General features: G+C 71.1%; 14 protein-coding genes and 4 pseudogenes. 10 read left to right on the top strand and 8 right to left on the bottom strand.

The features are described from left to right. The first annotated feature begins 76 nt into the window (after positions 1 to 76). The 5 genes and pseudogenes from ACRWND_RS11145 to ACRWND_RS11125 all read left to right on the top strand — a co-directional run. Entirely contained in the window at positions 77 to 691 is a 615-nt protein-coding gene (locus tag ACRWND_RS11145) for a TetR/AcrR family transcriptional regulator (protein WP_431948533.1), read from the top strand. Between the two features lie 150 nt (positions 692 to 841). After that, positions 842 to 1,111: a hypothetical protein gene (locus tag ACRWND_RS11140; RefSeq protein ID WP_431948532.1), complete on the top strand. Its 270-nt coding sequence runs from the start codon at positions 842 to 844 to the stop codon at positions 1,109 to 1,111. Between the two features lie 222 nt (positions 1,112 to 1,333). Then, positions 1,334 to 1,480, top strand: a complete 147-nt coding sequence (locus ACRWND_RS11135) for a hypothetical protein (RefSeq protein ID WP_431948531.1) — start codon at positions 1,334 to 1,336, stop codon at positions 1,478 to 1,480. A 254-nt stretch (positions 1,481 to 1,734) separates the two neighbouring features. Then, positions 1,735 to 2,715 (top strand): D-cysteine desulfhydrase family protein, encoded by a 981-nt coding sequence (locus tag ACRWND_RS11130; RefSeq protein ID WP_431948530.1) that lies wholly within the window; start codon positions 1,735 to 1,737, stop codon positions 2,713 to 2,715. A gap of 65 nt (positions 2,716 to 2,780) precedes the next feature. Then, positions 2,781 to 3,212: pseudogene (locus ACRWND_RS11125) on the top strand (hypothetical protein); the annotation flags it as partial. Positions 3,213 to 3,475: 263 nt separating this feature from the next. Here the strand turns inward: ACRWND_RS11125 and ACRWND_RS11120 are convergent. Continuing rightward, the gene (locus ACRWND_RS11120) at positions 3,476 to 3,964 is read right to left on the bottom strand and encodes a carboxymuconolactone decarboxylase family protein (protein ID WP_431948529.1); all 489 of its coding nucleotides are present in this window, start codon (positions 3,962 to 3,964) and stop codon (positions 3,476 to 3,478) included. Positions 3,965 to 4,090: 126 nt separating this feature from the next. On the opposite strand from ACRWND_RS11120, the gene ACRWND_RS11115 reads away from it, so the two are divergent. Then, entirely contained in the window at positions 4,091 to 5,017 is a 927-nt protein-coding gene (locus ACRWND_RS11115; RefSeq protein ID WP_431948528.1) for a pirin family protein, read from the top strand. A gap of 40 nt (positions 5,018 to 5,057) precedes the next feature. Here ACRWND_RS11115 and trxB read toward each other — a convergent pair. Both trxB and ACRWND_RS11105 read right to left on the bottom strand, forming a co-directional pair. Continuing rightward, a pseudogene (trxB, locus tag ACRWND_RS11110) lies at positions 5,058 to 6,007 on the bottom strand (thioredoxin-disulfide reductase). Then, positions 6,004 to 6,417 carry an arsenate reductase ArsC gene (locus tag ACRWND_RS11105; RefSeq protein WP_431948527.1) on the bottom strand — a complete coding sequence of 138 codons (414 nt, stop codon included), beginning with the start codon at positions 6,415 to 6,417 and terminating at the stop codon, positions 6,004 to 6,006. The pseudogene trxB and the gene ACRWND_RS11105 overlap by 4 nt, the downstream one beginning before the upstream one ends. Before the next feature lie 79 nt (positions 6,418 to 6,496). On the opposite strand from ACRWND_RS11105, the gene ACRWND_RS11100 reads away from it, so the two are divergent. From ACRWND_RS11100 to ACRWND_RS11090, 3 genes and pseudogenes are all read left to right on the top strand, one after another. Beyond that, positions 6,497 to 6,811 carry an ArsR/SmtB family transcription factor gene (locus ACRWND_RS11100; protein ID WP_431948526.1) on the top strand — a complete coding sequence of 105 codons (315 nt, stop codon included), beginning with the start codon at positions 6,497 to 6,499 and terminating at the stop codon, positions 6,809 to 6,811. Continuing rightward, a complete protein-coding gene (arsB, locus tag ACRWND_RS11095; protein WP_431948525.1) occupies positions 6,808 to 7,911 on the top strand; it encodes an ACR3 family arsenite efflux transporter in 1,104 nt (367 codons plus the stop codon). The genes ACRWND_RS11100 and arsB overlap by 4 nt, the downstream gene beginning before the upstream one ends. 9 nt (positions 7,912 to 7,920) lie before the next feature. After that, positions 7,921 to 8,418: pseudogene (locus tag ACRWND_RS11090) on the top strand (pyridine nucleotide-disulfide oxidoreductase); the annotation flags it as partial. A gap of 494 nt (positions 8,419 to 8,912) precedes the next feature. Here ACRWND_RS11090 and ACRWND_RS11085 read toward each other — a convergent pair. From ACRWND_RS11085 to ACRWND_RS11065, 5 genes and pseudogenes are all read right to left on the bottom strand, one after another. Beyond that, the gene (locus ACRWND_RS11085) at positions 8,913 to 9,431 is read right to left on the bottom strand and encodes a hypothetical protein (RefSeq protein WP_431948524.1); all 519 of its coding nucleotides are present in this window, start codon (positions 9,429 to 9,431) and stop codon (positions 8,913 to 8,915) included. Positions 9,432 to 9,829: 398 nt separating this feature from the next. Continuing rightward, a complete protein-coding gene (locus ACRWND_RS11080; protein ID WP_431948523.1) occupies positions 9,830 to 10,195 on the bottom strand; it encodes an ArsR/SmtB family transcription factor in 366 nt (121 codons plus the stop codon). A gap of 73 nt (positions 10,196 to 10,268) precedes the next feature. Next, positions 10,269 to 11,486 (bottom strand): MFS transporter, encoded by a 1,218-nt coding sequence (locus ACRWND_RS11075; RefSeq protein ID WP_431948522.1) that lies wholly within the window; start codon positions 11,484 to 11,486, stop codon positions 10,269 to 10,271. A 7-nt stretch (positions 11,487 to 11,493) separates the two neighbouring features. Further along, positions 11,494 to 11,943 (bottom strand): ArsI/CadI family heavy metal resistance metalloenzyme, encoded by a 450-nt coding sequence (locus tag ACRWND_RS11070; protein ID WP_431948521.1) that lies wholly within the window; start codon positions 11,941 to 11,943, stop codon positions 11,494 to 11,496. A 75-nt stretch (positions 11,944 to 12,018) separates the two neighbouring features. Next, positions 12,019 to 13,419: pseudogene (locus tag ACRWND_RS11065) on the bottom strand (NAD(P)-binding domain-containing protein). A 150-nt stretch (positions 13,420 to 13,569) separates the two neighbouring features. Between ACRWND_RS11065 and ACRWND_RS11060 the strand changes: the two are divergent. After that, entirely contained in the window at positions 13,570 to 13,926 is a 357-nt protein-coding gene (locus ACRWND_RS11060; RefSeq protein ID WP_431948520.1) for an ArsR/SmtB family transcription factor, read from the top strand. Positions 13,927 to 14,002: the final 76 nt, after the last annotated feature.

Raw genomic sequence — 14,002 nt, 5'->3', positions numbered from 1 at the left:
CGCGCATCGACTATTGAGGTTATAGATGACCGATTGGATAGGTCAAAGCGGCATGGACATCCCTTAGGATGCCGTCATGGCCACCAAGCGCGCTTATGTATCACCGCTCCGGGAACAGGCCGCGGCGCGGACGCGCGCGCTGATCCTCGAACACGCTGAGCTGCTCTTCGCCGAACGCGGCTACGGCCGGGTGACCGTCGCGGACATCGCGGCGGCGTCCGGGGTCGCCTCGAAGACCGTCTTCGCCAGCGTCGGCAGCAAGTCGGACATCCTGGACCGGATCGTCGACAAGGCGGTCGCCCAGTCGGGATACGAGGAGGCCGTCGCGCGCATCCTGTCCGTGCGGACGCCCGAGGGCGTGCTGCGGGCGCTCGCTCACGGCACCCGGGCCGGCAACGAGAGCCAGTTCAAGGCGCACGAGGCGATTCGCAAGGCGCTGCCCGTGCACGAGAACGGCGAAGCGCTGTGGGAAAGGGCGACGGCCGACTACCGGAAGGCGCTGCGCGCGGTCGCGCGGCATTTCCTGGAAGTCGGCGCTCCTGCCCGGCGGTACTCGCCCGAGGAGACCGCGGACCTGCTCTGGTTCTGGTTCGGCCCCACCGGCTGGCGCACACTCGTGGTGGAGAACGGCTGGTCATGGGACCGGGCCGAGGAAGTCCTGTACGGAACCGCGGTGTCCGCCCTCAGCTGACGCCATCCTTCCTGACGTGGCCGGGAATTGCCGTTGAAGCGGCCTGAGGAGGCATCACCATGCCGATCCAGGCGGTCACTCGTTAAGGCGATCCATGGATAGGCGTACGTTCACCGGGGAATGCGTTCCTGTGAAAGGAAGTGATTCTTCATGGATTTGAAGATTCGCAGGCTCATCTCCGGTGCCGTGATGCCGGTAGTCGTGCTGGGCGCGGTGGTCGGCGCGATCTCGGCGGGCACGCTCTCCAGCGTGGTCGTCGGGGCGTTGCTGTGCGCTGCTGCCGGTGCCGTAGCGGTCCTCTCCCGGGGCGAGCGCGCAAGCGCCCCGAACCACCGCGCGCGGTGGGCCCAGCGGCCGGAGCAGATCCCGCGTCCGCGGCGCTTCGGGCGGCTGGACGGTTCCGACGCCTTCCGCTACTGACCCGACGGGGCGCGGTGGCGCCCGGCGCCGGAACGCGAGGAGGCGACGGAGTGCGGGCGACGCACCCATACAACGCCTACAGCGGGGAAGGCGGGGACGCGACGCCGAAGTGGAGGTGCTCATGTCCGCCGTGTTCCACCGCACCCGAGGCCGCCGCCCTCGATCCGGACGCGCCCTTGCCCGCCACCCACGAACCCGACTGCCGCACACGGGGGATCGGCGATGACCCACGCGCTGCTGCTCGGACTGCCGGTGCTCCTGCTCGGGATGCTCCTTGTGCTGTCCGCGGTGGAGGAACGCGTCATGGGCCCGCTCCCCACCCGCCGACGGAGGCCGAGCCCCAACGCGCCCGGCACGCACGCCCCGTAGGCGAACGGCGTGCCGCGGCGACCGCCTGCCACGGCCCCAGGCGGTCAGGCGGCGAAGGAGGCGTGTCGAGCGTGTCGATCACAGCGGACTCGGCCGACGACGCCGGACCGGGCGCGTCCCGCCCGCCCGCCGGAGCGACGCTCGGCGGACCATACGCAGGGCTCAGACGCAGTACCCACACGCAGCGCCCACAATGGAGTCGCCGACGTCTCGGACGCCGGTCACCGCCGCCGTCAGACCCTGGAGCGCCGCCGATGCCCGGCAAGATCACGCTGTCCGCCTGGCCCACCCCTGTCGAGCCCCTGCCCCGGCTGGCCGCAGCTGTCGGCCTCGACCCGGACGACCTGTGGATCAAGCGCGACGACCTCACAGGGCTCGGCGGCGGCGGCAACAAGGTCCGCAAGCTCGAGTGGACGGTCGGCGAGGCAATCGACGCGGGCGCGGACACACTGGTGACGGTCGGTGCGGCGCAGAGCAACCACGCCCGTCTCACCGCCGCGGCCGGCGCACGGCTCGGCCTCGACGTCGTCCTCGTCCTCCCCGGCAAGGAACCCGCCGCAGGGTCCGGTACCGGCAACCTCGTCCTCGACGGCCTCTTCGGCGCCCGGGTGGTCTGGGCCGGCGACGCCGAACCGGCCGGCCTGGCGGACGCGGCCATGGAGGTCTGCGACCGGCTGCGCCGCGCGGGTGCGCTGCCCCACCTCATTCCCTTCGGCGGTTCCAGCCCGGCCGGCGCCCGCGGTTATGGCGAGGGCGGCGAGGAACTGCGTGCCCAACTGCCCAACCTCGCCCACGTGGTGGTGGCACTCGGTTCCGGCGGCACCATGGCCGGTCTTGTCGCCGCGCTGGGTGAGGAGCGGGTGCTCGGCGTCCACTGCGGCGCCGTGACAAGGCCCGCCCCGATCGTGGCGGACCTGGCCGGGGCGGTCGCCCACCGCCGAGTCGCCCCGGACGCGCTGCGCATTCGTTCCGACCAGGTCGGCGCCGGCTACGCGGCGCTCCATGAGCCCGTCCTGGACGCGATGCGGACGGCGGCGGCCACCGAAGGCATCGTCCTGGACCCCACCTACACGGGGCGGGCCATGGCCGGCCTTCTCGCCGCCGTCCGCGAGGGCGTCATCCACCGCGGACAGCGCACGGTCTTCCTGCACACCGGCGGCCTGCCCCGGCTCTTCGGGCACGCCGACGCCGTCCGCCGCTCGGTGGCCGGGCTGCGGCCGTACGAAGGGAGCTGACGGCCCGAGACCTCGCGCCGCCCGGCTGCGCGACGACGTCGGGCACGAGGCGGTGCGGACGGGCGGTGCGTCTCCGGGTCTCCCGGGCGCCACGGGGTGCGTCGGCCTCGCCATCCGGCGAGTCGTACCGCGCTGGGCGTCTCGGCCCTGCATGGCCTGGAGCGCTTCGTCTCCCTGCAGACCTACTACTCCCGCGTCGGCCGGGACATCGGTCGCGAGATCCTGCCCGCCGTGCGCGACCAGTGCCTGGGCCTGATGGTCTGCAGCCCCCTGGCCGGCGGCTTCCTGAGGGGCAAGTTCCGCCGCGTCGCGAGCGCGACCAGTCGACACGCTGGGGCAAGGCATCGAACCCGCCGGTCGAGGAGGCGCGCGGCTACGTCGTGGTCGACGGCCTCGACGAGATCGCCGCACGGCACGGTGCGACGGTCGCGCAGGTCGCCCTCGCCCGGGTGATGCAGCAGCCCGGGGTCAGCAGCGTCTTGGTCGGCGCGACTCGCGTGGAGCAGCTCCCTCGCCGCGGCCGGGCTCACGCTCACAGAGGAGGACCTCGCCGCGCTCGACGAGGTCAGCCGGCTGGCGCCCGAGTACATCGAGCGGGTGCAGAGCGGCCCGGGTGCGCGACGGGAGCCGCTCGGCTGACGACGCCGGTCCAGGAAGGGCGCGGTCCCGCCGTCAGGAACGGCGTGACCGCGCCCTTCCCTACGTGCGTTCCGCGCCCTTCACCTGTGCGTTCCGTGCCGCGCGGCCCGGCGTGGGCGCCTCATCGCTTCTGGACGGCACGGACCGGGTGCTTGCTGAGTATGGAGACCCGGTTGAAGGAGTTGATGGTGATCGCCACCCAGATGAGAGCGGAGAGCTCGTCGTCGCCGAACACCTCGAGCGCGGCCTGGTAGGCCTGTTCCTGGGCGGTGGCGTCGGTCGGGTCGGTGGTCACCTCGGCCACCGCGAGCGCGGCCCGCTCGCGCGGGCTGAACAGCTCGGTGTCGCGCCAGGCCGGCAGCAGGCTCAGCCGCCGCGACGTCTCCCCCGCTTCGAGGGCGGCCCTGGTGTGGCGGTCGAGGCAGAAGGCGCAACCGTTCAGCTGCGACACGCGGATGTTCACCAGCTCCACCAGCTCGCGTTCGAGACCGGCCTCGGCGGCCACGTCGCGCACGGTCTCGGCGGCCGCCAGCATCGCCTTGTAGGCCCGGGGACTCTGCTTGTCGATGAAGATCCGCCTGCGCCGCCGGACCGCCGTGGTGTCGCTCACCGGTACTCCTTCGCCTGGCCGTCTCCGGCCGTCGTCGGGATGCCCTGTCGTCCGTCCCGGGCATCGCCGTATCATCGACACCATGATTGTTGAATTTCGAAGCAGTTGTCGTGTGAGAAGCGCGACATGAACGGGGCCCAGGCAGAGACCGCCGTGGAGATCCTGTCCCCCCGCGACGTCCCGCTCGGCGGACCCCGCGCGATGACGGTGCGGCGCACCCTGCCGCAGCGGGAGCGCTCGCTGATCGGCGCCTGGTGCTTCGCCGACCACTACGGTCCGGACGACGTCTCCGAGACTGGGGGCATGGACGTCGCACCGCATCCGCACATCGGGCTCCAGACCGTGAGCTGGCTCTTCAGCGGCGAGATCGAGCACCGCGACAGCCTCGGGACGCACGCCTATGTGCGGCCCGGCGAACTCAACCTCATGACCAGTGGGCACGGCATCAGTCACTCGGAGGTCTCCACCGAGCGCACCACTGTCCTGCACGGCGTCCAGCTGTGGGTCGTGCTCCCCGAGCGGGACCGCGGCGCCGCGCCCGCCTTCGAGCACTACGCCCCGCGGCCCGTGCCGCTCGGCGGGGGCACAGCACGGGTGTTCCTCGGGGCTCTGGCCGGAGACGCCTCGCCGGTGGCGACGTTCACCCCGCTGCTCGGCGCCGAACTCACCCTCGACCCCGGTGCGACCGTCACGCTGGCGGTCGACCCGGCCTACGAGCACGGCCTGCTCGTCGACAGCGGCGACATCGAGACGGCCGGCACGCGCCTGAGCCCGTCCGAGCTCGGCTACCTGGCCCCCGGCGGCGACGAGCTGACCCTGACCAACCACTCCGACGCCCCCGCCCGCGCGGTGCTGCTCGGGGGACCGCCCCTCGGTGAGCGGATCATCATGTGGTGGAACTTCATCGGCCGGACCAGCGAGGAGATCGTGCAGGCGCGAGCCGACTGGGAGAACGGGTCCCGGTTCGGTGAGGTCACGGGCTACCACGGAGACCGCCTGCCGGCCCCGCAGCTCCCCAATGTCCCTCTCAAGCCTCGGGGGAGTGCCCGCTGACCTGCAGAAAGGATGGTTGCGGCCGGGCGGCCGCGGTTTGCTAGGCGGTGGTGTCGTTCAGGGCGGCGAGGTAGCGCTCGGCATCCAGGGCAGCGGAGCAGCCGGTGCCGGCGGCGGTGATGGCCTGGCGGTAAGTGTGGTCGACCACGTCGCCGGCGGCGAAGACGCCGGCGACATTGGTGCGGGTGCTGGGCGCGTCGACCTTGAGGTAGCCCTCGCCGTCGAGATCGAGGATGCCCTTGAACAGTTCGGTGCGCGGGTCGTGGCCGATGGCCACGAACAGGCCGGTCACGGGCAGTTCGCGACTGTCGGCGGTCCGGGTGTCCTTCAGCGTCAGGCCCGACAGCTTGCCGTCGGTGCCGTGGATGGCGGCGACCTCGCTGTCCCAGGCGAAGGAGATCTTCGGGTCGGCGAAGGCCCGCATCTGCATGGCCTTGGAGGCACGCAGGGTGTCGCGGCGGTGCACGATGGTGACGGTCTTGGCGAAGCGGGACAGGAACACCCCTCTTCGATGGCGGTGTCGCCGCCGCCGATGACGGCGATGTCGTGCTCGCGGAAGAAGAACCCGTCGCAGGTGGCGCAGTACGAAACGCCCCGCCCCGACAGTTCGTCCTCGCCCGGCAGGCCGAGTTTGCGGTGCTGCGAGCCGGTGGCGACGATCACGGCCCTGGCCCGGTGGACGGTGCCCTCGGAGTCGGTGACGGTCTTGACGTCCTCGCTGAAGTCGACCGCACTCACGTCGTCTGGGACGAGTTCGGAGCCGAACCGCTCGGCCTGGGCCCGCATGTTGTCCATGAGGTCCGGGCCCATGATGCCGTCGCGGAAACCGGGGAAGTTCTCGACCTCGGTGGTCTGCATCAGCGCGCCGCCGGCGGTGACCGAGCGCTCGAAGACCAGCGGCTTCAGCGACGCGCGGGCGGTGTAGAGGGCGGCGGTGTACCCGGCGGGTCCGGAGCCGATGACGATGACGTCGCGGACCTGCTCGCTCATGCCTTGGGCTCCGGGGCGATCTCGGCGATCAGGCCCTCGATCCGGGCCTTGATCTCGTCCCGGATGGGGCGGACGGCCTCGACGCCCTGACCGGCAGGGTCCTCCAGCGTCCAGTCCAGGTAGCGCTTGCCGGGGAAGACTGGGCAGGCGTCGCCGCAGCCCATGGTGATGCACACGTCCGAAGCCTGGACCGCCTCGACGGTCAGCACCTTCGGGATCTCGGCCGACACGTCGATGCCGACCTCCTTCATCGCCTCGACAACGGCCGGGTTGACCTGGTCGGCGGGGGTGGAACCGGCCGAGCGGACCTCCACGCGGTCCCCGGCGAGGTGGGTCAGCCACGCGGCGGCCATCTGGGAGCGGCCGGCGTTGTGGACACAGACGAAGAGCACGGAGGGCTTGTCGGACATGGCGGTCTCTCTTGTCTCACGACGGGGAAAAGTCAGCCCGGACTGGTGTCAGCCCCGGCTGATGTGACAGTATCAGTCCATGATGACGTCAGTCGACACTGATCTGATCCGGGTGCTGGCGGACCCGCTCAGGCTTCAGATCGTGACCCTGCTCGCCCGCGAGACGCTGTGCACCACCCACCTGGTGGAGGAGACCGGCGCCCGGCAGACCAACCTCTCCAACCACCTGAAGGTGCTCAGAGACGCCGGCGTCGTGGAGACCGAGCCCTGCGGCCGGTTCACGTACTACAAGCTGCGGCCTGAGGTCATCGAAGCCCTGGCCGGCTCCTTCACGGAACTGGCCGCCACTGCTCGCGCCACCTTCGAAACCGACACCAAGAGGGCCTGCCCGTGACCACCACCGCTCCTCCCGACACGACAACGGCCCCTGCGGGGATCGTCGGCAAACTGTCGACCTTGGACCGTTTTCTTGCCGTGTGGATCCTCGCCGCGATGGCACTGGGCCTGGGACTGGGCCGGCTCATCCCCGGCCTGAACGACGCCCTCAGCAAGGTCGAGATCGGCGGCATCTCACTGCCCATTGCCCTCGGCCTGCTGATCATGATGTACCCGGTGCTCGCCAAGGTCCGCTACGACAAGCTCGACACCGTCACCGGCGACAAAAAGCTGATGGTGTCCTCGCTGGCCATCAACTGGCTGATCGGGCCCGCCGTGATGTTCACCCTGGCGTGGACGTTCCTGCCCGACCTGCCGGAATACCGCACCGGCCTGATCATCGTCGGTCTCGCCCGCTGCATCGCCATGGTCATCATCTGGAACGACCTCGCGTGCGGTGACCGGGAAGCCGCCGCCGTCCTGGTCGCCCTGAACTCGGTGTTCCAGGTCATCGCCTTCGGCCTGCTGGGCTGGTTCTACCTCGACCTGCTGCCGGGCTGGCTCGGCCTGGGCGACGGACAGCACCTGGACATCTCCATGTGGAAGATCGCACTCAACGTCGTGATCTTCCTGGGCGTTCCCCTGATCGCAGGCTTCCTCACGCGCCGGATCGGCGAGAAGAAGCTCGGCCGCCAGAACTACGAGACCAACTTCCTGCCGAAGATCGGCCCGTGGGCCCTGTACGGCCTGCTGTTCACGATCGTGATCCTCTTCGCCCTCCAGGGCAAGACCATCACGTCCCAGCCGCTGGACGTCGTCCGCATCGCCCTGCCGCTGCTGGTGTACTTCGCCGTCATGTGGTTCGGGACCTTCGCCCTGGGCAAGGGCATCGGCCTCGCCTACGACCGCACCGCCACGCTGGCCTTCACCGCAGCCGGCAACAACTTCGAACTCGCCATCGCGGTCGCCATCGCCACCTTCGGGGTCACCAGCGGCCAGGCCCTGTCGGGCGTCGTCGGCCCGCTGATCGAGGTGCCCGTCCTGGTGGCCCTGGTCTACGTCTCCCTGGCCTGGCGCAAGAAGTTCGCCGCGCCGACCCTGCAGGGAACCAGCCGGTGAGCCGCCCGCACCGGCAGAGCCCCCCGCTTCCTGGCCGACGACATCGACGGCCGGGCACTGTTCGATGCCGCCACCGCCCGCCGGCGCGCCCTGGACAACGGCAATGCCGACACCGGCGGCGTGGCAGGACTTGGGGACATCGTTGCTGTGCCCCCAGTCCGTGCTGCGCGGGATGCCGGCCTGCTGAACGCGGTCCCGATGTTCACCGGGCTCACCGCCACCGGACCCCAGTGGCCCGACGGCAGCATCACCCACACCGACGCCGTCATCTGGTGCACCGGCTTCCGCCCCGCCCTCGCCCACCTGGCGCCCCTGCGTCTGCGTGACCGGCACGGCCGCGTCGCCACCACCGGCACCCGGGCCTTGGGCGAACCCCGCCTGCACCTGCTCGGCTACGGAGACTGGACCGGCCCCGCCTCAGCCACCCTCATCGGCGTCGGCCGCCCCGCGCGCGAAGCGGCACGCGAGATCAAAGCCCTCCTCACCCCAGAGCACGGCCCACAGTGATAGACCCGAACCGACAGCGAGCGAGGGGGCATGCCTGTCGGTTCGGGCGCGGGCGTCCTCGGCTGCAAGACGCCCCTGAGTGTCAGTCCCGGGGCCACAATCAATCCGTGAGGAACAACGACGAGTTCCAGATGCCCGACGGCGCAGAACTCGTGGGTCGTGACGCCACGACCTTCCGGATGCAGATCACTGTGCCGAGCGAGACCTTGTGCGGCGCCATCTGAGCTGACCGCCTGGCTGCACGGGTTCGGTCGGCTACTCGGAGCGTGTCGGCCCGCCGTGCCCCACACACACGGGGCAGGGCAGCGCGGGCCGTTGCCGCTACCCGGGCACAGCCGACGGTCGACGACGGCGATAGACGGGCCCCGATCTTGCATGGAGGCCACCGAAAGAGCAGCCCTAAAATTGATGCCCGTCTATCTTGCCTGAATTTATAGGTGCCACCGGTACCTATCGATGCCGTTCAGGTGCCTAGCCCCGTACTTCGCGGGTCGCTAGCGGGTGTCGTGAAGGTGACGACCGCGGGCCCAGGTCTGGGTGACCCTCTGCACGGCGTCGAAGGGGCTGCCCAGCGGGGGAGTGTAGGACAGGTCGAGAACTTCGATCGCGTCGACGGTCATGCCGTGGAACAAGGCGGTGGCAAAGACATCGACCCGCTTGTGCACGGCACTGTCCAGGTGGCCGACGAGCTGCGCGCCGAGCAGCCGCCCGGTGGCGGCGTCGCCGGTGATCCGCGAGCGGATCGTGCGGGAGCCCGGGTAGTACACCTTGTGGTCGTCGGCGGCCGCGGCCATCGTGACCGGGGTGAAGCCTCCGGCGACCGCTTCGTTATCGCGCAGTCCGGTGCGGGCGATGACCAGGTCGAACACCTTCACCGCCTGCGTGCCCAGCGATCCGGTGAACTGCCGGGCGCCGCCGAGGGCGTTCTCGCCGGCAACGCGGCCCTGCTTGTGGGCGGTGGTGCCCAGCGGGATACGTGTCGGTGTCCAGCACCCGGTGGCAAGTCTGCGCACAGGCCCCGGCGGCGAAGATGCCGTCCACGCTGGTGCGCATGGTCCGGTCGACGGCGATCGCGCCACGGACCCCCAACTTCACCCCGGCGGTCTCGGCCACGGCGGTGTCGGGGCGCACGCCGACGACCACGAGCACCAGGCCGTCGATCGGCGGGCGGCGTACCGGAACGGCACCGGTGCCGATCGCGAGCTGGTCGTAGCCCAGTTCGTCATGGGTGCCGTCCTCGGCGTGCTGGACGGTGACGGTGCGCCGCTGCGCATCGATCGACACCGCGCGGGTGTTCAGCTGCAGGTCGAGGCTGGCGGCCTCCAGGTCGGCGCGGGTGCGGTGGGCCAGGGACCGCCAGTCGGCCCCAGGACCACCGCTGGAGCGGCGAGCCGGCCCGGGAGAGCTTGGGTCAGGCCGCCCCGGCACTGGACAGCAGCTTGCCCATCGCGGTCAGCACGGACGGCTCGACGCGGTAGTAGACCCAGGTGCCGCGCCGCTCGGAGGTGAGCAGGCCGGATTCCTTAAGCTTCTTCAGGTGGTGGGAGACGGTCGGCTGCGTGACGCCGACGTCGGAGATGTCGCAGATGCAGGCCTCGCCGCCCTCATGGGAGGCGACCGCGGAGAACAGGCGGAGCCGGACCGGGTCACCCAGCGCCTTGAACATCCGGGCGGCGACCTCGGCCTCCTCCACCTTCAGCGGGCGCTCGGTCAGCGAGGGGCAGCACGGAGCCACGGACTCGAGGTCGAGTACCGGCGGACCTTTGGCTTTCGACATGCATCTATGTTCACACATATCGAACCATAGGGGTCCGGCCGCCCTGACCTGCGGTGATTGCCCGGTCAGGGGCTCAGGGCGTGCGCGGGGCGGTGTGCCATGCAATGAGTGCGGCGGCTGCGGAGATGAGGGCCAGGACGGCGAAAAGGTGCGGGTAGCCGCCCAGGGGAGCGGTCAGGGCGGTGCCGGCGAACGGGGCGAGAGCGGAGGCCGTGGTGGCCGGGGCGGCCAGCAGCCCGGACAGCCGCCCGTAGTGCGTGGTGCCCCAGCGGTCGGTGATGGCGGTGGCCTGGAGCAGGGTGAGGTTGCCGCGGATGGTTCCGGCGAGCACGGACAGGGCGGCCAGCAGTGCATAGGGGCCGGGGATGACCGCGAAAGCGGCGGTGGTCAGGCAGCCCAGGCCGATGAGGGCTGTGGTGCGCACGGCGGGGGAGGTGCGCCGGGCGAGCGCGGCGTACAGGGTGCGGCCGAGGGTCTGCCCGGCTCCGCCCAGGCCCAGCAGCCAGGCGGCCTGGGTGGTGGAGAAGCCGCGGTGCAGCAGCAGCGGGACGAGCGTGACGACCACGGCGTACATCGCGAACGCGGACAGGGTCAGCGCGGTGGCCAGCAGCCAGAAGACGGGGCTGCGTGCCACCGCGGTGGTGGTGTGCGGCGCTCCGGCGGTCGGGCGGGGCGCGGGGGGCCAGGGAGCGCGCAGGGCCATGGCATGGGCGGGGATGGTGATGGCGGCGAGCACGCCGGCCAGGACCAGGTAGGTGCCGCGCCAGGTGAGGTGGCCGGACAGTTGGGCGGTCAGGGGGGCGAAGACGGTGGAGGCCAGCCCGCCGGCCAGGGTGACGACGGTCAGGGCGCGCACGTGGTCGGGGGCCCGCCAGCGGGTGACGGCGGCGAACGCGGGCTGGTAGAAGGTGGCGGCCATGGCCGGTCCGGCCAGCAGCCAGCCGGCGATGAAGACGGGCAGGCTGGGGGCGGTGGCGATGACGATCAGGGCGAGGGTGGCCAGGGCGGACCCGGCGGTCATGACGGTGCGCGGTCCGCGGGCGTCCAGGATGCGTCCGACGCGGATGCCGCAGAGCGCGGAGACCAGCAGTGCGGCGGAGAACGCCGCGGTGGTCGCGGCGGGGGACCAGTCGGTGGCTGCGGTGATCTGCGGGTTCAGGACGGGGAAGGCGTAGTAGACGATGCCCCAGCCGGTGATCTGGGTCAGGCACAGCGCCGGCAGGGCGGCGCGCGGCCGCGTTTGATGACCGGTGTCGGGTGCGGCCGCGCGCGTGCGGGCGGACAGGTTCACGTCTGGATCAGCAGCAACCGGCCGCAGCCGTCTGGCTGGTGCCGGGCTCGGCCGTGCTGCAGCAGGCGCCGGCGGCGGGTTCCTTGGCGGGGGCGTCGGCCTTGACGACGTAGACCTCCCAGGACTCCTTGCCGGGGCCGTGGACCCAGACCTTGTCCTGCAGGGCGTAGCAGCAGGTGGTGTCGTTCTCCTCGAAGGTGGCCAGGCCCGCCTGGTCGAGTCGGCGGGTGGCAGCTGTGACGTCGTCGGTGGAGGCGACCTCCACGCCGAGGTGGTCCATGCGGGTGTCCTCGCTGGGCTCGCCCTGGAACAGGACGAGCTTGAGCGGGGGCTCGGCGATGGCGAAGTTGGCGTAGCCGTCGCGGAGCTTGGCGGGCTCGGTGGCGAACAGCTTGCTGTAGAAGGCGATGGCCGCGTCGAGGTCGGGGACGCGCAGGGCGAGTTGGAGCCGGGACATCGTCGTTCCTCCAGGGGTGTTGGGGAAGGAAACCGGTTCCGGGGCCGGCTCACCGGCCCTGGACCCAGGACGGGGTCAGCAGCAGTTGCCGGAACCCGTGGTGCCGGCGACCGGGAGGGTCAGGGCGCCGGGCGCGATCTGGATCAGCTGCGGAGCAGGGGCCGAGCAGCAGCCACCTGCGGTGTCCTGCTGCGCGTTCGGGGTGTCGAACAGGCCGGCTCCGCCGCACACGCCGGATTCCGGCAGCACCAGCTCGACCCGGTCGGCGGCCTCCAGGTCACCGGCGATGGCGGCGACCACGGAGCGTGCCTGCTCGTAGCCGGTCATGGCCAGGAACGTCGGGGCGCGGCCGTAGGACTTCATGCCGACCAGGTAGATGCCCTGTTCGGGGTGGGAGAGCTCCTTGCGGCCGTGCGGGTAGACGGTGCCGCAGGAGTGCACGTTGGGGTCGATCAGCGGCGCCAGCTCCACGGGGGCCTGCAGACGCTCGTCCAGGCCGAGACGGATCTCCGACAGGAACGACAGGTCGGGCCGGAACCCGGTCAGCACGATCACCTCGTCGACCGGCTCCAGCCGCCGGCCGTCGTCGGCGACCAGCACCAGACGCCCGTCGCTGTCGCGCTCGATCGCCTCGGTGCGGAAACCCGTGACGGCGTCGGCGTGGCCGGCGTCGACGGCGGCCTTGGCGGCCAGGCCCAGCGCGCCGCGGGCGGGCAGCTGGTCGGCCGTGCCCCCGCCGAAGGTGGAACCGGAGATCCCGCGGCGCAGGATCCACACCGCGTGCGTGCCGCTGCCCTCCTCGGCCTTGGCCAGGTCGGCGAGCAGGGCAAGGGCGGTGAAGGCGGAGGCGCCGGAACCGATCACGGCGGTGCGCCTGCCCGCGTAACGGGCCCGCACGGCAGGGTCCTTCAGGTCCGGGACGCGGTAGGTGATCCGGTCGGCCGCCGCCTTCTCGCCCAGCGCGGGCAGGCCGTTGCCGCCGGCCGGGCTGGGCGTTGTCCAGGTGCCGGAGGCGTCGATCACGGCGCGCGCCACCACGCGCTCCTCGCGGCCGTCGGCGTAACTCACGTGCAGCGCGAACGGCTGGGTGTCGCGGTCGGCGTCGACGATGCGGTCACGCCCGGCACGGGAGACACCGGTGACGGTGGCGCCGTAGCGGATCTTGTCGCCGAGGACGCCGGCCAGGGGCTCCAGATACTGAGCGGCCCAGTCGCCGCCGGTGGGGTAGGAAGCGGCGTCGGGCTTGGCCCATCAGGTAGGCGCGAGCAGCTTCTCGGCGGCCTCGTCGGTGAGCTCGGACCAGGTGGAGAACAGCCGCACGTGCGACCACTGGCGCAGCGCGGCGCCCGCAGCCGGTCCGGCCTCCAGGACGAGGGGAACGAGACCGCGCTCCACCAGGTGGGCGGCGGCGGCCAGACCGATGGGTCCGGCCCCGATGACGGCGACGGGCAGCTCGGCAGTAACGGGCGGGGTCACGGAGCGCTCCTCGGTTTCGATGTGCGTCTATGCCACTCAGCATGGACCCTGAATAGACATCCGTCAACATAGAGGTGTGTCGAATCAGCGAGGAGAATTCGTCTTTCGTGCAGGGTTGGCAAGTGATTAGATGAGTGTCAACATAGAGGCATGTCTAATCTGGACTCCGGCGTTCTGGACATCACCGCGTCGTTGGAGTGCTGCCAGCCGCTGGGGCGAGAAGAACTCTCCGCCCCCGACGCGGAACGGATCGCCGCCATGTTCAAGGCGCTGTCCGATCCGGTCAGGCTGCGGCTGTTCTCCAGGGTCGCCGCCCAACCCGGCGGGGAAGCCTGCGTCTGCGACATCCAGGACGTCGGGGTATCCCAGCCCACCGTCAGCCACCACCTGCGCAAACTGCGCGAAGCCGGACTGCTGGTGTCGGAGCGGCGGGCCAGCTGGGTGTACTACCGCGTAGCACCCGGCGTTCTCTCCAGCATCGCGGGCCTGCTGTCCCCGGCAGCCTGAACCCGCAACGGAGCACGCGGCGCGCACAACACGGCCAGAGATCAGTGGGACATGCCTGCCATCCACATCACCCAGA

This window comes from Actinacidiphila sp. bgisy167, from assembly GCF_965342175.1.
In the GTDB taxonomy this organism is placed as follows: domain Bacteria; phylum Actinomycetota; class Actinomycetes; order Streptomycetales; family Streptomycetaceae; genus Actinacidiphila.
This window is presented reverse-complemented; position numbering and strand designations above follow the sequence as displayed.